The following is a 20316-nucleotide window of genomic DNA, read 5'->3' on the forward strand; positions in this document are numbered from 1 at the left end:
ACATATCCCCATGAAAGCCGCCCTCTGCCTCGCCTTCAACCAGCCCCTCAGCATCGAGACCGTCACACTTGCCCCGCCCCGGCCGGGCGAGGTCGAGGTCACGCTTGGCGCCTGCGCGATCTGCCATTCGGACATCCATTACATGGACGGCGCCTGGGGCGGCAGGCTGCCGGCGGTCTATGGGCACGAGGCTGCGGGCTGGGTCACGGCGCTTGGCGACGGGGTCACCGCCTATGCGAAGGGCCAGCGCGTGCTGGTCACGCTGATCCGGGCCTGCGGCCACTGCGCGTGCTGCGCCTCGGGGCGGCCGACGGTCTGCGAGGACCCGCACTACCGTGACACGCCGGTCAGCCTGCCGGACGGCACGCCGGTGACGCAGGGCATGGCGACCGGCGCCTTCGCCGAGAAGGTCGTGGTGCACACAAGCCAGCTTGCGCCCCTGCCCGACGACATGCCGCTGGACGTCGCCTCGCTTCTGTCCTGCGGGGTCATCACCGGGACGGGCGCGGTCTTCAACAGCGCGAAGATGCCGGCCGGCGTGACTGCGCTGGTCATCGGCGCGGGCGGGGTCGGGCTGAACGCCGTCCAGGGTGCGCGGATCGCCGGGGCGCGGCGGGTCATCGCCATGGACGTGGCCCCCGAGAAGCTGGCCGCGGCCGCCGAATTCGGCGCGACCGACGGCGTGCTGGCGACCGCCGGCGACGCGCGCGATCAGGTGCGTGCGCTGACCGGCGGACGGGGCGCCGACTACGTCTATGTCACCGTGGGCGCGGTTCGCGCCTACGAGCAGGCGCTGGGCTTCTGCGCACCGGGTGGTTCGGTGGTGATGGCCGGGATGACGGCAAACGACGAGGTGATGCACCTCAACCCCGGCAACACCGCCTATCTCGAGCAAAGCCTGGTGGGGTCGCGCATGGGCTCGACCGTGCTGGCCCGGGACATCCCGCGGCTGATCGAGCATTACCGCCAGGGCCGGCTGAAACTCGACGAGCTGATCTCGAACCGCTATCCGCTCGAGCGGATCAACGAGGCGATCGAGGACGCGCGCAAGGGCGTGTCGCGGCGCAACGTGATCCTGTTCGACGCCTTCGGGAAGGGCGCGCCGTGAAGCTCGACACGCTCGAAATCTTCGTGATCGGCACCCCGCCCCCTGGGTGGGGCGGGCGCTACTGGATCGTGGTGAAGCTTTCCACGGCCTGCGGCATCCATGGCTACGGCGAGGTCTATGCCGCCGCAGTCGGGCCGGCCGCGATGAAGGCGGTGATCGGCGACGTCTTCGCGCGCCACATGGCGGGCGAGGACCCCGAGAACGTCGAACTGATGTTCCGCCGCGCCTATTCGTCGGGCTTCACCCAGCGTCCCGATCCCACGGTCATCGGCGCCTTTTCGGGGCTTGAGATGGCCTGCTGGGACATCCTCGGCAAGGCGCGGGACCGCCCTGTGTGGGCGCTGCTGGGCGGACGCATGAACGACCGGTTGCGCGCCTATACCTACCTCTATCCGCTGGCCCACCACGATCCCAAGGCGTTCTGGACCAGCCCAAAGATGAACGCCGAGTCGGCCTATGCGGCGGTCAAGCAGGGGTTCACGGCGATCAAGCTTGATCCGGCGGGGCCCTACACGATCCGCGGCGGGCACCAGCCCGGGATGCGCGACATCGCGCAGTGCGAGGCCATGCTTGGCGCCGTGCGCGACGCGGTGGGCGACCGGGCCGACATCCTTCTGGGCACCCACGGCCAGTTCACCGCCGCCGGCGCGATCCGCCTGGGCGCGGCCGTCGAACGGTTCCGCCCGCTCTGGTTCGAAGAGCCGGTCCCCCCCGACGACATCGCAGCCATGGCCGAGGTCGCCCGGGCCAGCCGCATTCCCGTCGCCGCTGGCGAGCGTCTGACCACCAAGGCCGAGTTCACCGCGGTTCTGCGCGCCGGCGCCGCGGCGATCCTTCAGCCCGCGCTGGGCCGTTCCGGCGGGATCTGGGAGACAAAGAAGATCGCCGCCATCGCCGAGGGCTTCGGCGCGCAGGTCGCGCCGCATCTCTATGCCGGCCCGGTCGAGTGGGCGGCCAACATCCATCTGGCCGCGACACTTCCCAACCTTCTGATGATCGAATGCATCGGGACGGGCGGCGACTTCCACCGCCCGCTCATCGGGCAGACCCTGAGCGTCGAGGAGGGCTTCCTCACGCCGCCCGACGCCCCGGGTCTGGGGATCGACTTCGACGAGGCGCTGGCCCGGGCCAACGGGTACGACGACTCTGCCCTGCATCTTCAGATGCAGGAGGCGCCGTGTGACTACGTGAACGGCAATTCTTTCGGGGGAGGTGCGCAAAGAGACTGAAATATCAGTGACTTGCGCTAAAGCGGTTGAATGCTGGCCGCAAGTCGGATTTGTTGAACACGATGCAAACGCCCATCCGCCGGTTCATCCGAAAGCGGCAACAGCCAAGAAACGGCGCAGAAGCGACAGCTTCCGCAAGCGCCGAGACACACACAAGGGGAGATGCCATGACCAAACCAACCAAGAACGGGCCGCGCGTGCACGACGCCGCGCGGATGTACGCGGACGAGTGCAAGGGCGGCAAGCTGAGCCGTCGGGAATTCCTGACCCGCGCCACGGCGCTGGGGGTCGCGGCGCCGACGGCCTACGGGCTTCTGGGGCTTGCCGCGCCGCGCGCCTTCGCGCAGACCCCGCAGATGGGCGGCACGCTGCGGATGCAGATGGACATCAAGGCGCAGCGCGACCCGCGGACCTGGGACTGGTCGGAACACTCCAACGTCTGCCGCGGCTGGCTTGAGTACCTCGTCCATTACGAGCGCGACGGCTCGGTTCAGCCGGTCCTGCTGGAAGGCTGGGAAGCCAACGAAGACGCCACCGTCTATACGCTGAGGGTGCGTCCGGGGGTGACCTGGAACAACGGCGATCCCTTCACGGCGGCGGATGTCGCCCACAACCTCGAGCGGTGGTGCGACGCCTCGGTCGAAGGCAACTCGATGGCTTCGCGGATGGCCGCGATCTCGCAGGACGGAAAGCTGCGCGAAGGCGCGGTCGAAGTGGTCGACGACCTGACCCTTCGGGTGATCCTGTCGAGCCCGGACATCGCCTTCATCGTCAGCACGGCCGACTACCCGGCCGCCGTGGTGCACCCCTCCTTCACCGGCGACGATCCGGTCGCCAACCCGATCGGCACCGGCGCCTATCGCCCGGTCAGCCACGAGCCGGGCATCGGCGCGGTGATCGAGCGCAACCCCGATCACACCTGGTGGAACGAGGGCAACGGCGCCTGGCTTGACCGGATCGAGTTCGTCGATCTGGGCACCGATCCCGCGGCCTGGCTGGCCGCCGCGGAAGGCGGCGAGATCGACATCCTGTACCAGACCACGGGCGACTTCGTGGACATCTTCGAGTCGATCGGCATGCCGTCGACCTCGGCGGTGACGGCCTCGACGCTGGCGGTGCGCTTCAACCAGACCCAGCCGCCCTATGACAACGTCAACGTCCGCCGCGCCCTTCAGATGGCGGTGGACAACACGATCGTGCTTCAGCTTGGCTACAACGACCGCGGCACGGTGGCCGAGAACCACCATGTCTGCCCGATCCACCCCGAATACGCCGAGCTTCCGCCGCCGGTGTTCGATCCGGCCAAGGCCGTCGAGATGATCGCCGCAGAAGGGCTTGCCGATCACGAGTTCGAACTGATCTCGATCGACGACAGCTGGCAGGCCGCGACCTGCGACAACGTCGCCGCACAGATCCGTGCGGCCGGGATCAACATCAAGCGGACGATCCTGCCGGGCGCGACGTTCTGGAACGACTGGCTGGTCTATCCGTTCTCGTCGACGGAATGGAACATGCGCCCGCTCGGGGTGCAGATCCTGAACCTCGCCTACCGCTCGGGCGTGGCCTGGAACGAGGCCGGCTATGCAAATGCGGAGTTCGACGCGCTTCTCGATCAGGCAAACGGCATCGCCGATGCCGATGCCCGCAGAGAGGTCATGGCGAAGATCCAGACGTTGATGCAGGAAGATGGCGTGCTGATCCAGCCGTACTGGCGGTCGCTCTACCGCAATGCGCGGCCCGAAGTGCAGGGGGCGGAAATGCACCCGACGTTCGAGGTCCGCTACCAGTCCTACTGGATGTCCTGAGGCGACGGGCGCGCGGGGCCGGGTCCCCGCGCGCCTCTCCGGATGCCGGAGAATCCGATCCGTCGCACCGCCTGGTCCGGGGGAAAGACCCGTCCGCCCGGACCGCGCCACCGAAGACAGGAGTCAGGATGATCTTCTTCCTTGCCCGGCGCGTCGGCGTCATGATCGTTTCGGCGATCTGCCTGACCTTCGTGGTCTTCTACCTGACGAACCTTCCCGCCAAGCTCGAGACCCTTGCAAAGACCCAGGCAGGCTCGCGGATCAGCGATGCCGAGGTCGCAAGCTGGCTTCAGGCCAATGGCTATGGCGCGCCGATGCTGGTCCGCTATGGCGAATGGCTGGGCGTCATGCCGGGCTGGGTCGTCGAGGCGGAAGACGGCACGCTGCGCGGGCGCTGCATCGACCCCGCCGAGGCGGACGCGGCCGCGCCGGCGCGCTGCGGCGTTCTTCAAGGCTACTGGGGGCATTCGACCCGCTTCCGGGCCGATGTCAGCGAGGTTCTGGGCAACCGGTTGGGCGCCACGGGCATGCTGATGCTTTGGGTTCTCATCGTCATGGTCCCGATGGCGCTGATCGTGGGGGTGCTCGCCGGCATGCGTGAAGGCTCGAAGCTTGACCGCAGCCTGTCCACCTTCGCGATCATCACCACCGCCACCCCCGAATACGTCTCGGGCGTCGTTCTCATCGCGCTTTTCGCGTCGTCGACGGTGGGCCTTTCGCCGCTTCTGGTGACGTGGGGCGTGATCGAGGGGCCGGTCCTTTTCCAAGGCAACGCGCGCTCGGCGCTGGAGCAGATCACCTTCTGGAATTTCACGCTGCCGGTGATGACGGTGGCGCTTTACGGCATGGGCTATGTGGCCCGCATTACCCGCGCCTCGATGACCGAAGTGATGACGCAGCAGTACATCCGCACCGCGCGGCTCAAGGGCGTGAGCTTTCCCAACATCGTCCTGCGCCACGCGCTGCGCAACGCGCTGATCGCGCCCTTCACGGTCATCATGCTTCAGATCCCCTGGCTTCTGAACGGCGTCGTGATCGTCGAGGTGCTGTTCAGTTACCCGGGCTTCGGGTGGACGCTGTACGAGGCCGCGGTGAACAACGACATCGACCTGCTTCTGGCCTGCTCGGTCGTCGCCGTGATCGTCGTGCTGGTGACGCAGCTGATTTCGGACATCGGCTATGTCTATCTCAATCCACGCATCCGGATTTCTTGAGGAGTCCCCGGAATGACTGAGCCTCTGGGCTGGTTCGAGATCCTGGCGGGAATGGCGGTGCGGCTCTGGCCGGTGTGGGTCGCCATGGCGCTGGTCTTCGCAGGGTCGCTGGGCTTCAGGCGGCACCTTGGGCTTTACGGCAAGCTCTTCGATTCCACCGTCGGCATGATCGGCTATGCGATCGTGCTGTTCTGGCTGTTCACAGCGCTCTTTGCGGGCGTGATCATCACCCACGATCCGCTGGTCCAGCTCAGCGGGATGCGCAACGCGGTGCCGGGCGCGGCGGTCGCGATGCCCGCAGAGGGGGTCTATCCGCATTACCTTCTGGGCGGCGACGCCCTGGCGCGGGACGTCTTCTCGCGCATGGTCATGGGCGCGCGCGAAGTGCTGCGCATCGCCCCCTTCGCCGCCATCATCTCGTTCATGATCGGGATCTCGCTGGGGCTTCCGGCGGGCTATTTCGGCGGGCGGCTCGACACGGTGCTGACCTTCGTCGCGAACCTCGTGCTGGCCTTCCCGGTGATCCTTCTGTTCTTCCTGCTGGTCGCGCCCGAGATCCAGTCGACGCCGATCCCCGGCGTGATGGCCGCGATCCTGTTCCTTGTGCCGATCCTCTTCGTGATGGTCCTGCTGAACGCACGGTTCTTCACGCAGCCGGCCAAGCGGAACCTCTACCTTGGGCTTGTGGCCGTGGTCGGGCTCTGGGCGTATTCGGGGCTCGCGTTCAACGCCGATCCGCTGGGCGTCTGGGGCATGTCGCCGAACCTTCTGAACGTCTTCGTGGCGGTCGTCTTCGTGAACGCGCCCACGGTGTTCCGGATCGTGCGGGGGATCACGCTGGACATCAAGACGCGCGACTACGTCGCCGCGGCGCAGACCCGGGGCGAGGGGCCGTGGTACATCATGATGTGGGAAATGCTGCCCAACGCGCGCGGGCCGCTTATCGTCGATTTCTGCCTGCGCATCGGCTACACGACCATTCTGCTGGGCACGCTTGGCTTCTTCGGTCTGGGGGTCACGCCGGAAAGCCCCGACTGGGGCTCGACCATCAATGCCGGGCGCAGGCTGCTGACCGTCTATCCCCATGCCGCGGTGGTGCCCGCGGTGGCGCTGATGTCACTGGTTCTTGGCCTCAACCTGCTGGCTGACGGCCTGCGCGAAGAAAGCCTGAAGGACTGACGATGCCCCTCAGCCAACCCGGCCGCCACCGCTGCCGCGCCCCCCGTAAGGAGACCCGCCGATGACCGACTGGGACCCCTCGACCCCGATCCTCGAGATCGACCGGCTGTCGATCTCGTTCTTCACGCGCGGGGGCGAGATCCCGGCGGTGATGGACTTCTCCTGCACCGTCATGGCCGGCGAGGCGATGGGCCTGGTGGGCGAATCCGGCTGCGGAAAGTCGACCGTCGCGCTGGGGGTGATGCAGGACCTTGGCGTCAACGGCCGGATCGTCGGCGGGTCGATCCGCTTCAAGGGGCGGGATCTGACCACCATGACCGCGGGCGAACTGCGCGCCCTGCGCGGATCGCAGATCGCCATGATCTATCAGGAGCCGATGGCCAGCCTGAACCCCGCCATGCGGGTTGGGCGACAACTGATGGAAGTGCCGATGATCCATCAGGGCATGTCGGCCGAGGAGGCGCGCGCCCGGGCGCGCCAGCTTGTCGTCGACGTGCGCCTGCCCGATCCCGACCGTATCCTCGACGCCTATCCGCACCAGCTGTCCGGGGGCCAGCAACAGCGCATCGTCATCGCCATGGCTTTGATGGCGAACCCCGCGCTTCTGATCCTTGACGAACCGACGACCGCGCTCGACGTCACCGTCGAGGCCGGGATCGTCGAGTTGGTCCGCGAACTGGGCGAGAAGTACGGCACCTCGATGCTGTTCATCAGCCACAACCTTGGCCTGGTGATGGAGGTCTGCGACCGGCTGTGCGTGATGTATTCCGGCGAAGCGGTCGAAACCGGCGACATCCGCGACGTCTTCAACCGGATGCGCCATCCCTATACCCAGGCGTTGTTCCGGGCGATCCCGCTGCCCAGCGCCGACAAGCGCGTGCGCCCGCTGCGGGCCATCCCGGGAAGCTTCCCGCTGCCGCATGAACGCCCGCCCGGCTGCAACTTCGGGCCGCGCTGCGACTACTTCGCGGCGGGGCGCTGCGACGGCGCCGACATTCCCATGGCGACCGTGGAAGGGGGCGAACGCCACCAGAGCCGGTGCCTGCGCTTCGCCGAGATCGACTGGGACGCGCCCTGGACCGCGGACAAGGACGTGCCGGCCTCGGAGATCGGCGAAGTCGTGCTGCGCATGGACGACGTGCGCAAGTACTACGAGGTCGCCTCGTCCGCGCTGTTCGCGGGCGGCGCGACCAAGGTGGTGAAGGCCAACGAGACGCTGTCCTTCGACGCCCGCGAGGGCGAGACGCTGGCGATCGTGGGCGAATCCGGCTGCGGCAAGTCGACCTTCGCGAAGGTGCTCATGGGGCTTGAGACGGCCACGGCCGGCAAGATCATGCTCTTTGACGAGAACGTGCAATCGACCCCGATCCAGCAGCGCAACATGGACACTGTCTCGTCCCTGCAGATGGTGTTCCAGAACCCCTTCGACACCTTGAACCCGTCGATGACGGTGGGGGCGCAGATCATGCGGGCGCTGGAGATCTTTCGGGTCGGCAATTCGCAGGAAGAACGGCGGGCGCGGATGCTCGAGCTTCTTGACCTTGTCAAGCTGCCGCGCGCCTTCGCGACGCGGATGCCCCGGCAGCTGTCGGGCGGTCAGAAGCAGCGCGTGGGCATCGCCCGCGCCTTCGCTGGTGATGCCAAGGTCGTGGTCGCGGACGAACCCGTGTCGGCACTGGACGTGTCGGTCCAGGCGGCCGTGACCGAATTGCTGATGGACATCCAGCGCAAGAACCACACCACGCTTCTGTTCATCAGCCACGACCTGTCGATCGTGCGCTATCTCGCGGACCGGGTGATGGTGATGTACCTTGGACATGTGGTCGAGTTGGGCACCACCGAACAGGTCTTCGCGCCGCCCTATCACCCCTATACCGAGGCGCTGCTGTCGGCGGTTCCCGTTGCCGACACCTCGATCGAGAAGCAACGGATCGTGCTTGAGGGGGATATCCCCTCGGCGATGAACCCGCCCCCGGGCTGCCCGTTCCAGACGCGGTGCCGCTGGAAGGGGCAGGTGCCCGAAAACCTCTGCGACCGCGAGATGCCGCCGATGCGGACGCTTGACGGCGGTCACCAGATCAAGTGCCATCTGACGGAAGACCAGATGGCCGGCATGGCCCCGGTGTTCCGCCTTGCGGCCGAGTGACCGATCCCGCCGGCCGATGCCCCTGCAGGAGTAGCGGATGCGATTTTCGGGGATGCGCGTGCTGGCGGAAGGTCTGCGCGGCAACCGCGGCTGGCGGCCGCACTGGCGCCGGCCCGACCCGAAACCTGCCTATGACATGGTGATCATCGGCGGCGGCGGGCACGGCCTTTCGACGGCCTACTACCTGGCGAAGAACCACGGCGTCACCGACATAGCGGTGCTCGAGAAGGGTTATCTTGGCGGCGGCAACGTCGGGCGCAACACCACGATCGTGCGCGCCAACTACATCCTGCCGGGCAATTCCGAATTCTACAGCCACTCGCTGAGGCTGTGGGAAGGGCTCGAGGACGACCTGAACTTCAACGTGATGCATTCGCAGCGCGGGCTGATCAACCTGTTCCATTCCGACGGGCAGCGCGACGCCTTCGTGCGGCGCGGCAACGCGATGCTGGCACAGGGCGACGACGCGATCCTTCTTGGGCGCGACGACTTGCGCGAAATCCTGCCCTATCTCGACTACGACCAGGGCCGGTTCCCGATCTACGGCGGGCTTTACCACAAGCGGGGGGGGACCGCGCGGCACGACGCGGTGGCCTGGGGCTATGCCCGGGGGGCCGACCGGCAGGGCGTCGACCTGATCGAGAACTGTGAGGTCACGGGCATCCGGATCGAGGGCGGGAAGGTCATGGGCGTCTCGACCACGCGGGGCGAGATCGCCGCGCGGAAGGTGGGCATCGTCGCGGCCGGACGGTCGGGTCAGGTGGCGGCGCTGGCTGGGCTGCGCCTGCCGATCGAAAGCCACGTCCTTCAGGCCTTCGTGACCGAGGGGCTGAAGCCCGCGATCGACCATGTGATCAGCTTCGGCATGGGGCATTTCTATATCAGCCAGTCCGACAAGGGCGGCCTCGTCTTCGGCGGCGACCTTGATTTCTATGCCTCCTATGCCGCGCGCGGGAACCTGCCCATGGCCGAGCACGTGATGGAGGCCGGCATGACGCTGATGCCGATGATCGGCCGCGCGAAGGTGCTGCGGTCCTGGGGCGGAATCATGGACATGACGCCGGACGGATCGCCCATCATCGACCACATGCCGGTCGAAGGGCTCTATCTTGACGCGGGCTGGTGCTATGGCGGGTTCAAGGCCGTTCCGGCATCGGGGTGGTGCATGGCGCACCTGATGGCTACCGACGTGCCGCACCCCGTCGCCCGCCGCTTCCGGCTTGACCGCTTCGCGACCGGCCATCTTCTTGACGAAGAAGGCACCGGCAGCCAGCACAACCTGCATTGACCTGAGCCATGCGCATTCCTTGTCCCTGCTGCGGCCCCCGCGATCTGCGCGAGTTCACCTACCTCGGCGCGGCGACATACCTCGACCGACCGGCAGCAGATGCCCCGGACGGCGCCTGGGACGCCTACCTCCACCTGCGCGACAACCCTGCCGGGCCCACGCGCGACCTGTGGTACCACGAGCCCTGCGGCACCTGGGCCTGCGTGAGCCGCGACACCGTCACCCATGCCGTCACGGGCGCCGTCCCGCTGGAGCGCGCGCGATGAGGCGCCGCGATGGCAAGGGGCATTCGATCGACCGGGGCAACGCCGTCGGCTTTCGCTTCGAGGGCCGCGCCTACCTTGGCTTTGAAGGCGACACGCTGGCCTCGGCGCTTCTTGCGAACGGGGTGCGGGTGGTGGGGCGGTCCTTCAAGTATCACCGCCCGCGCGGCGTGATGACCGCCGGCTCGGAAGAGCCGAACGCCCTGGTCGAAGTGCGCCGCGACGGCGCCTTCCATCCCAACATCCGCGCCACCCTCCAGGAACTACACCGCGGCCTCGAGGCACGGGCGCAGAACTGCTGGCCCGCGCTGCGCTTCGACGTCATGGCGCTGAACGATTGGGCGGCCCCCTTCATCGGCGCAGGCTTCTACTACAAGACCTTCATGTGGCCGCGCGCCTTCTGGGAAAGGCTTTACGAGCCCGTGATCCGGCGGGCGGCCGGGCTGGGCCGGCTTCCTGCCACGCCCGAGGCGGGCGTTTACGAAAAGGCCTTCGCCTTCTGCGACCTCCTGGTGATCGGCGCCGGGCCCACAGGGCTAATGGCCGCGATGACTGCCGGCCGTGCGGGACTTCGCGTCATCCTTGCCGAGGAAGACCGCGAGCCGGGCGGGCAGCTGCACACGGCCACCGGCGCAATTGGCGGCCTGCCCGCGCGCGACTGGGCCGCGGGCGTCCTGGCCGAGCTTGCCGCGCTTCCCAACGTCCGGCTGATGACGCGCACCACGGTGACCGGGGCCTATGACGGCGGGGTCTTCGGCGCGCTCGAACGCGTTGGCCAACATGTGGCCCGACCGGGCGATTTGCCGCGCGAGTGCTTCTGGCGGATCACCGCGCGCCGCGCGATCCTGGCCGCCGGCGCGCTTGAACGTCCCTTGGCCCATCCAGGCAATGACCGGCCGGGCGTGATGCTTCTGGGCGCGGTCGCCGCCTACTGGCACCGCTGGGGCGTCGATCCCGGGCGGGTCGTGGTCTTCGGCAACACCGATGCCGCTTTCGAGACGGCGCGGGCGCTGGCCGGGCAGGGGGTGCAGATCGCGGCTTACGTCGACCCGCGGCCCGAGATCGGCGGGACGGCGCCCTTCGAGGTACGCACCGGGGCCGAGGTCGTGGACACCGCCGGGCGCTTCGGCCTGCGCGAAGTCACGATCCGGCAGCGCTCGCGCGTCTTCAGGATCGAGGCGCGGACCCTTGCGCTGTCGGGCGGCTGGAACCCGACCCTGCACCTGGCCTGCCATATGAACGCACGGCCGGACTGGACCCCCGAGATCGCCGCGTTCGTGCCAAGGGATGGCATGGTTCCGGGTCTGGCGGCGGCGGGCGCGGCGCGCGGGCTGTTTTCGACCGCGGCCTGCCTTGCGAGCGGACGCCGGGCCGCTCTCGAAGCGGCGGCCGAGTTGGGGGTTAGGGCGCAGGCGGCCCCTGTGCCCGAGGCCGAGGACGCGCCCTACCGGATCGCGCCGCTCTGGGAGGTGAAAGGCCACGGACGGCGCGGCACGCGCGCCTGGCTCGACCTTGCCAATGACGTCACAACCAAGGATGTGGCCCTTGCCGCGCAGGAAGGCTATGCCTCGGTCGAGCACATGAAGCGCTATACGACGCAGGGCATGGCGCCCGATCAGGGCAAGTCGTCGAACGTCGCGGCCCTTGCGGTGCTTGCCGACGTCACAGGACGCGGCATCCCCCAGACCGGAACGACGACCTTTCGGCCCCCCTTCGTGCCGGTGACGATCGCCGCGATGGGCGCGGGCGGGCGCGGATGGGGCTTCGCGCCCGAACGCCGCATGACCTCGGACATGGCAACACGCGCCATGGGCGCACCGATGATCGAGGCGGGCCTGTGGTTCCGGCCGTCGTATTTCCCAAGGGCCGGTGAGACGCACTGGCGCCAAAGCTGCGACCGCGAGGTCGCGATGGTGCGCAATGCGGTGGGTGTCTGCGACGTCTCGACCCTGGGCAAGATCGACGTTCAGGGGCCGGACGCGGGGCGCTTTCTCGACTTCGTCTATACCGGCACGATGTCGACGCTGAAGCCGGGGCGCGTGCGCTATGGGCTGATGCTGCGCGAGGACGGCCATGTCCTTGACGACGGCACCTGCGCGCGGCTTTCCGGGGAACGGTTCCTCGTCACCACGACCACCGCCGCCGCCGGACCGGTGATGCGCCATCTCGACTTCGTGCAGCAGGCCTTCTGCGCCGACTGGAAGATGCGCATTGCGTCGGTGACCGAACACTGGGCGCAGTTCGCCGTCGCCGGCCCCCAGGCCCGCGCCGTTCTCGACCAGGTGCTCGATGCCCGGGTCGATCCCGGCGACCCGCCCTTCATGGGCGTCCACGAGGTCACGGTCGGGGGTGTCGTGTGTCGGCTGTTCCGGATCTCGTTCAGCGGCGAACTCGGCTATGAGATCGCCGTTCCGGCAGGGTATGGCGCCGCGCTTTTCGACCGTCTCGTGGCGGCGGCGGCCGACGCCGGCGGCGGCCCCTACGGCATGGAGGCGCTCAACGTGCTTCGGATCGAGAAGGGCTACCTGACGCATGCCGAGATGGATGGGCGCACCACGGCCTTCGACCTTGGGCTCGAGCGGATGCTGGCGACCGGCAAGGACTTCATCGGCAAGGCCGCCAGCCGGAGGCCGGGCCTGACCGGGCCCGAGCGGCTGCAACTGGTCGGCATCCGCGGGCGCGACCCGGCGATCGAGATCACGGCGGGTGCGCATCTTTATGCGCCCGACGCGCCAGCCCGAGCCGATGCGGGGCAGGGCCATGTCAAGTCGGTGTGCCGATCGCCCACCCTCGATGCGTGGATCGGCCTTGCGCTGGTCCGCGACGGGCGCGCCCGGCACGGCGAGACGCTGCGCCTTGACGACGGGCTGCGCGGCATCCGCGCCGAGGTCGAGCTCTGCGATCCCGTCTTCTTCGACCTGGAGGGAGGGCGGATGCGTGGCTGACCTGACCAGGACCCCACCCTTCGACGGCGCGTCCCTGCCGCTTGCGCTGGGTGAAAGCCGGCTCGAGGCGCTGACGGCCGGCATCATCCTGGCGATCGCGCCCTATCCCGGGCACGAGGACGACGCCGCCCGCGCGCTGGGCGCCTTTCCCACGCCAGGCGACTGCCTGACGCTGGGGGGCGGGCGGCTGGTCTGGGCCGGGCGGGCGGTGGCCTTTCTCTTCGATCCCGACGACCCGTCCGAGGAGGTCGTCGCGAGACGGCTGGCCGGTCTGGCCGCAGTGACCGAGCAGTCGGACGGTTGGGTGGGTCTGCGCCTTTCGGGCGCCGATGCGCCTGAAGTGCTGGCGCGTCTCGTGCCGCTCGATCTGGCCGGGATGCCCGACGGAACGTCGGCGCGTTCGGTTCTGAACCATGCGCCGCTTCTTCTGGTCCGCCGCGACGGCGCCTTCGAGATGTGGTCGTTCCGCTCGATGGCGGGAACGATCCTGCACGAGGTCGAAGGCGCGATGCGCGCGGTCGCGGCGCGGCGCGGCAGCAGGCCAGGCACGTAATCGACGTGAAATGACGCAGGCGGACGCGCAACGGCCCTTTCGGCTGCGATCATGGCGGCGGAAGTCTCGAGGTCGTCCCAGTGTTCGAACGCCGCATTCCCGAATGGGTCCGCCATGCTCCGGTGGCGGGGGCGTCGGGCTTCGCGATCCTGTCGGCGCTGGATGCCGGCGCCCGGGCGATCCTCGTGTCGGTCTTTCCGCTGCTGATGTATCGCACGCTGGGCAGCGCCGAGGGCGTGTCCGCCGTCTATCTGGGGGTCGGCGTCATCGCGCTGGCGGCGGCGCTGCTGATCCCCTGGGCGATGCGGCGCCTGCCGCGGCGCTGGATGTTCACGGCCGGCGCGCTGACCTATGCGCTGGGCGCGGCCGTGATCCTTGCCGGCGGTGTCGCCGCCTCGCCGGCGGCTCTGGCCCTTGCCTCGGTCGCGTCGGTGACGGTCTTCGTCTGCCTGAACGCCTACGTGCTCGACTTCATCTCGCAGGCCGAACTGGGCCGGTGCGAGACGATGCGGATGTTCTACTCGGCCCTCGCGTGGAGCCTTGGCCCCTTCATCGGTGTCTGGCTTGTGTCGATCTGGACGCCGTTGCCTTTTCTGGTCTCGGCCGGCTTCGGCGTGGTGCTGTGCCTTGTCTTCTGGAAGATGCGCCTTGGCGACGGCAAGCTGATCCGCCGCAGCCGCGCCCCGGCGGCGAACCCCTTGGCCTATCTTGCGCGCTTCGCGTCGCAGCCCCGTCTGGTGGCCGGCTATCTCTTCGCCATGCTCAGGTCCTGCGGCTGGTGGGTCTATGTCGTCTATCTTCCGATCTTCGCGATCCAGAGCGGTCTGGGCGAGCGCACGGGAGGCATCGCGCTGTCGCTGACGAACAGCATTCTGTTCCTGACACCGCTCATGCTGCGCTGGACGCGACCGCGCCCCGTGCGTGTCGCTGTTCGCGCGGGCTTCCTGTGGAGTGCGATCCTGTTCACCGCCGCGACGGTGCTACATGCCAGCCCCTGGGTTGCGCTGGCGTGCCTGTTTGTCGGATCGGGCTTCCTCGTGCTGCTCGATATTGCGGGCGGGCTGCCCTTCCTGATGGCGGTCAAGCCGTCGGAACGTACCGAGATGTCGGCGGTCTATTCGAGCTTTCGCGACGTGTCGGGGATCTTGACCCCCGGCGTGGCGTTCCTCGTTCTGCTCTTCGTGCCGGTTCAGGGGTTGTTCGCGGCGGCGGGGGCGGGGCTTCTGGTCGGGTGGGGCATCGCCGGGCGAATCCCGCGTCGCCTTGGCGCCGCGCGCCCTCCGCATGGGGCCGCGGCCCAGTGACACCCGTGCGGTTGCCGCCTGTCCTGCCATCGGCATGGCCCTGCCCGTCGCCCTGGGAGCGACATGATATTGCCTAGCAGCGCCAGAAAGGCCAAATCCGGTGTCATCGCGACCGGCTGAAGGTGGTCTTGGGCATCGGGCGATTCGAGACAGGCCGCGGGCCGCGACAAGGTGATCACACCGGCGCCCGCATGATCAAGAAAGTGGAGATCCCGATGCGTTCCGGCTTCCGACTGACCTGCGTTGCTTCCCTTTTGACCGTTGCCGTGGCCGGCGCCGCTGGCGCTCAGGAGTCGGACGCCACGCAACCTCCCGAGTGCGTTGCCGAAGGCGGTGTGGACTGCCCCGAGGTTCTTTTGGAGCCCGCCACGGGCGAGGCTGCCGCAGGAACCGATGCCGACGCCTCGGTCGAGGCCGACGGGGCCGCCGACGTGGCCGGCGACGCCGACGTGGCGGCGGAACCCGCGGTCGTGCCCGAATTGCCCACGGAAGAGCCGATGGCTGAAGATCCGGCGACGGAAGATCCGGTGACGGACGAGGCTGTGACGGACGAGGCCGTGGCGGATGAGCCGGCATCGGACGAGGCCGCGACCGAGGATACCGTCAACGCCACCGATCCCCTTCCTGCCGAAGATACCGGCGCCGAATCGGCCCCGGCAGAGGGTGTGGAAGAAGCCCCGGCCGAGGCCTCCCCTGAGGTCCCGGGCGCGGCGACCTCCGAAAGCAGTGCCGGTGCCGTCGATGACGCCGTGGAGCAGGAGTCGGTCGGCTCGCCGGTCGAAGACACGGCCGACGGGGCAGAGGAAGGCGGGACCGTTCCGACCCCGTCCGCCGAACCGGACACCGCTGCCGCGGAAGACCAGCCATTGCCCGAAGCGCCGGTGTCGGCCGACGCGGACCAGCCCGCCATGGATCAGGGTGCGGCCGAGGACCCCGTGACCCAACTGCCGGTCACGGCCGCGCCTGCCGAACAGGCCGCCGAAGTCGACGAGGCTGTCCGCGCCGAGGTCGCCGAAGATCCCGAGGTGCAGGCGGCCGTGACGGTTCTGGAAGGGGCCCTTTCGGGCGATCCCGAAGCGGCGCAGCCGACCGATACGAACCTGTCGCCCACCCAGACCGTCACCCGCGAGATCGTCGAGACGCGCAGCGCCGCCGAGGAGTTCAGCGGAGCGGTGCTGTCAAGCCCGGCCGGCAATGCCGGCTCTTCGGCACAGGCGCAGGCCGAGGCGCGCGCGCAGGCGGACGAACGGCGTGACCGGCTTGAGGCCGCCGGACTTGGCGCTCTGGCCGGCCTTGCGGTCGGCGCGCTCCTCTTCGATCGGCAGGAGGTGGTCGCAACCACGCCCGAGCGCGTCGTGGTGGTGGATCGCGACACCAACGTCCACCAGGTCTGGCGGGACGACGACGCCGTCCTGCGCCGCCCGGGCACGCGGCAGGAAACGACGACCTACGCCGACGGTTCGACCCGCACGGTGCTGAGCTACCCCGACGGCGTGCGGATCGAGACGCTGCGCGATGCGACCGGACGGGTCCTTCGCCGGGAACGGATCGAGGCCGGTGGGCGGGTGACCCTGCTTGACGATACCCGGCGTTTCGCCCCGGTCGAGGTCAGCCGTCTTCCGCCCGCGCCGACGGTCCCGGTCGTCCGCCTTCGGCCGGGGACCGATCCGGTGTTCGGCGCCGAACTGGTCCGCGCTGCGACCGTGCCGCTTGACCGGACCTTCTCGCTTGCGCAGATCCGCAACATCGTAGAAGTGCGCCGACTTGCACCCGTCCTGTCAAGCGATCCGGTTCTTTTCGACACGGGGTCGGCCGCCCTTGCCCCACAGCAGGCGGCGACGCTTTCGGGCATCGCGGCCGTGATGCTGGAACTTCTGCGCGCCAGCCCGCGTGAGGTCTTCCTGATCGAGGGCCATACCGATGCGACCGGGTCGGCCGCCTTCAACCTTGCCCTGTCCGACCGCCGGGCCGAGACCGTGGCCCAGGCGCTGGTCGACTATTTCGGCGTGCCGCCCGAGAACCTGGTTTTCCAGGGCTATGGCGAGGCGCTTCTGGACATTCCCACGCAGGCGGCCGAACCGCGCAACCGGCGGGTCGAAATTCGAAGGATCTCGACGCTTCTCCACCCGTGGGAAGCCTAAGGCCGTGGCCGTCCGCCACCTGCGCGGGCGGCCACGCCTGATTTCGTGAACCACAAAGCCGTTGTCGATCTCCCCCGGGTCGGGGTAGCCTTCCTTTGAAACCTTCCTTTCCCCGAAAGTCGCCATGTCCAGGTCCCAAGACGCGAAGCCCATCACCCTCGCCCTTCAGGGCGGGGGCTCTCATGGCGCCATGACCTGGGGCGTGCTTGACCGGTTGCTCGAGGACGAGCGTCTGGCGATCCGGGCGATCAGCGGGACAAGCGCGGGGGCGATGAATGCCGTCGTGCTTGCCGACGGGATGGCGAAGGGCGGGCGCAAGGGCGCGCGTGAGGCGCTGGGACGCTTCTGGAAGGCGGTCAGCGATTCGGCGCGCTTCTCGCCCATTCAGCGCAGCCCGCTTGACCGGCTGACGGGGAACTACAGCCTGGACACTTCGCCCAGCTACCTGTTCTTCGAAAGCCTCACGCGGATGTTTTCGCCCTATGACCTGAACCCGATGGGCATCAACCCGCTGCGAGGGCTTCTGGACGAGATGGTCGACTTCGACCTCGTCAACGCGCAGACCGACCTTGCCGTGCATGTCACCGCGACCAACGTGCGGACCGGTCGGTCACGCGTCTTCGGGCCGGGGGAACTGGGGACCGAGGCGGTGCTTGCCTCGGCCTGCCTGCCGCAGATGTTCCCGGCCGTCGAAATCGACGGCGAGGCCTATTGGGACGGCGGCTTCAGCGGCAATCCGGCCCTTTACCCACTGCTGACCAGCACCGAGGCGCCCGACATTCTGGTGGTGCAGATCAACCCGATCGTGCGGGCCGAACTTCCCCGGACGGCGCGCGACATCATGAACAGGGTCAACGAGATCAGCTTCAACTCGAGCCTCGTGAAGGAATTGCGGGCGATCGGCCTGATGCAGCGCATCGCGGCCGAGCGTGGCATCGACCTTGGGGTCTATACCCATACCTACCTGCATCTGATCCATACCGATCTCGAAGTGAAGGACCTTGTCGCCTCGAGCAAGCTGAACGCCGAATGGAGCTATCTGCGCCTGCTGTTCGATCTTGGCCGCGACTGGGCCGATGGCTGGCTGACCGCGAACTTCGATGCGATCGGGAACCGTTCGACGCTTGAACTGGACGAGCTTGACGGCGAGGCCCGGCTGCCGTCGCCCGGACTGACAGCCCGCCCGGCCGCCGAGTAGCCCGGATGCAGGCCGCGCCCGCACCCGGATGCGACGGTCCCGCGGGGGGTCGCGTGCGGGCGCCGGGCGCAGGCGTGCGATGACATGACGCCCGGGGGTCTTGCCGCCTTCGGCGCCTTGGGTCCTGCCGAAGTCACACTGATCGACGGCCTTGGCAATGGCATGCTCGACACCCTTGGCACCAGCGGTCTGCCGGAGGCCGGCGACGACAGCCGGCGGGTGCGGGCCGATCTGATCCGCTTTCTGCTTCTGGGCGGACCCGATGCCCCCCGGATGCACGAGAAGGGCCTGAGACTGGGCGGGGCCTGGATCGTCGGCACGCTCGACCTCGAGGGGTGCAGGGTCCCGCGCGACATCGGTCTGCTCGACTGCCGGTTCGACGCGACGCCGGTCCTGCTGTCGGCGATCATCGACACCCTTGCCTTTGACGGCTCGGACCTTCCCGGGCTGACCGCCAACCGACTGGACGCGCGGGGCGACCTTCTGTTCCGCGCAGCCACGATCCGCGGCCGGATCGAGTTGCGCGGCGCGCGGATCGGCGGCGACATGATCCTCGACGGCGCGCGGCTGGACAGCCCCGGCGACCGGGCGCTGCAGGCCGAGCGGATTTCGGTTCGCGGTGGTGCACTTTTCCGGGGGGCGTCCGTTCGCGGCGGCATCGCCTTGCCCGGTGGACGCATCGGAGGCAACCTCGACCTGATCGGGGCGACGATCGAAAGCCCCGAGGGCCTGGCGATCGAAGCGGACTCGGTGCAGGTCGACGGGGACGTGACCTTGCGCCTTGCGCGCGTGACGGGTGCGGTGTCACTGGTCACGGCCCGGATCGGCGGGGACGTGGACCTGAGCGAAGCGACCCTCGGCGCGTCGCAGGAAGTCACGGTCGACCTTGGCCGAACCACCGTCGCGGGTGCCTTCTTCCTCAGACAGGGGGCGAAGGTGACGGGGACGCTCAGCCTGAACGGCGCGACCCTTGGCGCGATCGTCGATGATCCCGAAAGCTGGCCCGCCAAAGGCGACCTGCGGCTCAACCGCTGTCTTTACGGCGCCATCCTTGGCGGCACGGTGGACGCGCGTGCGCGGCTCGACTGGCTTGCGCGCCAGACGCCGGAACGCTGGAACGAGGATTTCTGGCCCCAGCCCTATGAACAGCTGGCCAGTGTCCTGGGCGCGATGGGCCACGACGAGGACAAGCGCCGCGTCCTGATCGAAAAGGAACGGCTGTCCCGCCGCGCCCGTCGCCACCGCGCCGGCTGCCTTCCCACCCGCCTGATGCTTCGGCTGAACGACGGCCTCATGGGGATGACCACCGGCTATGGCCGCCTGCCGCTTCTGGCCCTTGTCTGGATCTTCGCCCTCTGGGGTGCCGGAGCGGCGTTCTACGCCCATCTCGACCGGACAAGCGCGTTGCGCCCGAACGCTCCGGTGGTGCTGCGCGCGCCCGAGTGGGTGCTGTGCGCGACCCCGCGCACGGACAGCGCCTTCCTGCCGTCGCTTGGAGCCGAGCGTGCGGGTCTGGCGGACCCGGGCGAGGCACAGCTTGTCTGCTTTCGCCGCCAGCCGGAAGCCTCGGCCTATCCTGCGTTCAATGCCGCGATGCTGTCTGCGGACGCGATCATTCCGGGGCTGGCCAGCGGACAAAGCACCTATTGGTCGCCGGACACGCGCACGCCTGCGGGATACGTCGGAAAGTGGTTCATGTATGTCCAGAGCATTGCGGGGATCGCCCTTGGCCTGCTGGCCGTCGCGGGTTTTTCCGGGATGGTGAAGTCGAATTGACCCGGCCCGAGTCGGGGGTGTCTGCGGCGCCCCCGGCAGGGGATCGGGGCGACGCCGGCCCACCTGATGCCCCTGAGTTGGCGGCGCAAATTCCGATGGCGAGGTGTCCCGAAGTATGGTCAACTACAACTGTTGGTACCGCTGACTCCGGCAGGAATCGGGCGCCG

Annotated in this window: 14 protein-coding genes; all 14 read left to right on the top strand. The window is 68.4% G+C overall.

Annotated features, from left to right (window positions below; genetic code table 11):
* The first annotated feature begins 10 nt into the window (after nt 1–10).
* The 14 genes from ACRDNQ_RS00105 (at nt 11) to ACRDNQ_RS00170 (ending at nt 20149) form a co-directional block, all read left to right on the top strand.
* Nucleotides 11–1108 (top strand): Zn-dependent alcohol dehydrogenase, encoded by a 1098-nt coding sequence (locus ACRDNQ_RS00105; protein WP_431826586.1) that lies wholly within the window; start codon nt 11–13, stop codon nt 1106–1108.
* Nucleotides 1105–2337 (top strand): mandelate racemase/muconate lactonizing enzyme family protein, encoded by a 1233-nt coding sequence (locus ACRDNQ_RS00110; RefSeq protein WP_431826587.1) that lies wholly within the window; start codon nt 1105–1107, stop codon nt 2335–2337. The genes ACRDNQ_RS00105 and ACRDNQ_RS00110 overlap by 4 nt, the downstream gene beginning before the upstream one ends.
* Before the next feature lie 167 nt (nt 2338–2504).
* Entirely contained in the window at nt 2505–4142 is a 1638-nt protein-coding gene (locus ACRDNQ_RS00115; RefSeq protein ID WP_431826588.1) for an ABC transporter substrate-binding protein, read from the top strand.
* A 128-nt stretch (nt 4143–4270) separates the two neighbouring features.
* Nucleotides 4271–5356 (top strand): ABC transporter permease, encoded by a 1086-nt coding sequence (locus ACRDNQ_RS00120; protein ID WP_431826589.1) that lies wholly within the window; start codon nt 4271–4273, stop codon nt 5354–5356.
* Nucleotides 5357–5368: 12 nt separating this feature from the next.
* Nucleotides 5369–6535, top strand: a complete 1167-nt coding sequence (locus ACRDNQ_RS00125; RefSeq protein WP_431826590.1) for an ABC transporter permease — start codon at nt 5369–5371, stop codon at nt 6533–6535.
* A gap of 61 nt (nt 6536–6596) precedes the next feature.
* Nucleotides 6597–8681, top strand: a complete 2085-nt coding sequence (locus tag ACRDNQ_RS00130) for a dipeptide ABC transporter ATP-binding protein (protein WP_431826591.1) — start codon at nt 6597–6599, stop codon at nt 8679–8681.
* Between the two features lie 37 nt (nt 8682–8718).
* Nucleotides 8719–9969 (top strand): sarcosine oxidase subunit beta family protein, encoded by a 1251-nt coding sequence (locus tag ACRDNQ_RS00135; protein ID WP_431826592.1) that lies wholly within the window; start codon nt 8719–8721, stop codon nt 9967–9969.
* Nucleotides 9970–9977: 8 nt separating this feature from the next.
* Nucleotides 9978–10235 carry a sarcosine oxidase subunit delta gene (locus tag ACRDNQ_RS00140; RefSeq protein WP_431826593.1) on the top strand — a complete coding sequence of 86 codons (258 nt, stop codon included), beginning with the start codon at nt 9978–9980 and terminating at the stop codon, nt 10233–10235.
* Entirely contained in the window at nt 10232–13177 is a 2946-nt protein-coding gene (locus ACRDNQ_RS00145; RefSeq protein WP_431826594.1) for a sarcosine oxidase subunit alpha family protein, read from the top strand. The genes ACRDNQ_RS00140 and ACRDNQ_RS00145 overlap by 4 nt, the downstream gene beginning before the upstream one ends.
* Entirely contained in the window at nt 13170–13730 is a 561-nt protein-coding gene (locus ACRDNQ_RS00150) for a sarcosine oxidase subunit gamma (protein WP_431826595.1), read from the top strand. Before ACRDNQ_RS00145 ends, ACRDNQ_RS00150 begins: the two co-directional genes overlap by 8 nt.
* Before the next feature lie 80 nt (nt 13731–13810).
* Nucleotides 13811–15034: an MFS transporter gene (locus ACRDNQ_RS00155; protein WP_431826596.1), complete on the top strand. Its 1224-nt coding sequence runs from the start codon at nt 13811–13813 to the stop codon at nt 15032–15034.
* Nucleotides 15035–15300: 266 nt separating this feature from the next.
* Nucleotides 15301–17175, top strand: a complete 1875-nt coding sequence (locus ACRDNQ_RS00160) for an OmpA family protein (RefSeq protein WP_431826597.1) — start codon at nt 15301–15303, stop codon at nt 17173–17175.
* Between the two features lie 124 nt (nt 17176–17299).
* Nucleotides 17300–18373, top strand: coding sequence for a patatin-like phospholipase family protein (locus ACRDNQ_RS00165; RefSeq protein ID WP_431826598.1), 1074 nt, complete (start codon nt 17300–17302; stop codon nt 18371–18373).
* Nucleotides 18374–18457: 84 nt separating this feature from the next.
* Complete coding sequence (locus ACRDNQ_RS00170) at nt 18458–20149, top strand: translocation/assembly module TamB domain-containing protein (protein ID WP_431826599.1); 1692 nt, start codon at nt 18458–18460, stop codon at nt 20147–20149.
* Nucleotides 20150–20316: the final 167 nt, after the last annotated feature.

This window comes from Saliniferula longa, from assembly GCF_050789285.1.
Taxonomy (GTDB): Bacteria; Pseudomonadota; Alphaproteobacteria; order Rhodobacterales; family Rhodobacteraceae; genus CAVPWP01.

Bases quoted from the DNA above. Each gene is read 5' to 3' on its own strand.
- ACRDNQ_RS00105 (WP_431826586.1), top strand. From the start codon at position 11: ATGAAAGCCGCCCTCTGCCTCGCCTTCAACCAGCCCCTCAGCATCGAG.
- ACRDNQ_RS00115 (WP_431826588.1), top strand. From the start codon at position 2,505: ATGACCAAACCAACCAAGAACGGGCCGCGCGTGCACGACGCCGCGCGG.
- ACRDNQ_RS00120 (WP_431826589.1), top strand. From the start codon at position 4,271: ATGATCTTCTTCCTTGCCCGGCGCGTCGGCGTCATGATCGTTTCGGCG.
- ACRDNQ_RS00125 (WP_431826590.1), top strand. From the start codon at position 5,369: ATGACTGAGCCTCTGGGCTGGTTCGAGATCCTGGCGGGAATGGCGGTG.
- ACRDNQ_RS00130 (WP_431826591.1), top strand. From the start codon at position 6,597: ATGACCGACTGGGACCCCTCGACCCCGATCCTCGAGATCGACCGGCTG.
- ACRDNQ_RS00135 (WP_431826592.1), top strand. From the start codon at position 8,719: ATGCGATTTTCGGGGATGCGCGTGCTGGCGGAAGGTCTGCGCGGCAAC.
- ACRDNQ_RS00140 (WP_431826593.1), top strand. From the start codon at position 9,978: ATGCGCATTCCTTGTCCCTGCTGCGGCCCCCGCGATCTGCGCGAGTTC.
- ACRDNQ_RS00145 (WP_431826594.1), top strand. From the start codon at position 10,232: ATGAGGCGCCGCGATGGCAAGGGGCATTCGATCGACCGGGGCAACGCC.
- ACRDNQ_RS00165 (WP_431826598.1), top strand. From the start codon at position 17,300: ATGTCCAGGTCCCAAGACGCGAAGCCCATCACCCTCGCCCTTCAGGGC.
- ACRDNQ_RS00170 (WP_431826599.1), top strand. From the start codon at position 18,458: ATGACGCCCGGGGGTCTTGCCGCCTTCGGCGCCTTGGGTCCTGCCGAA.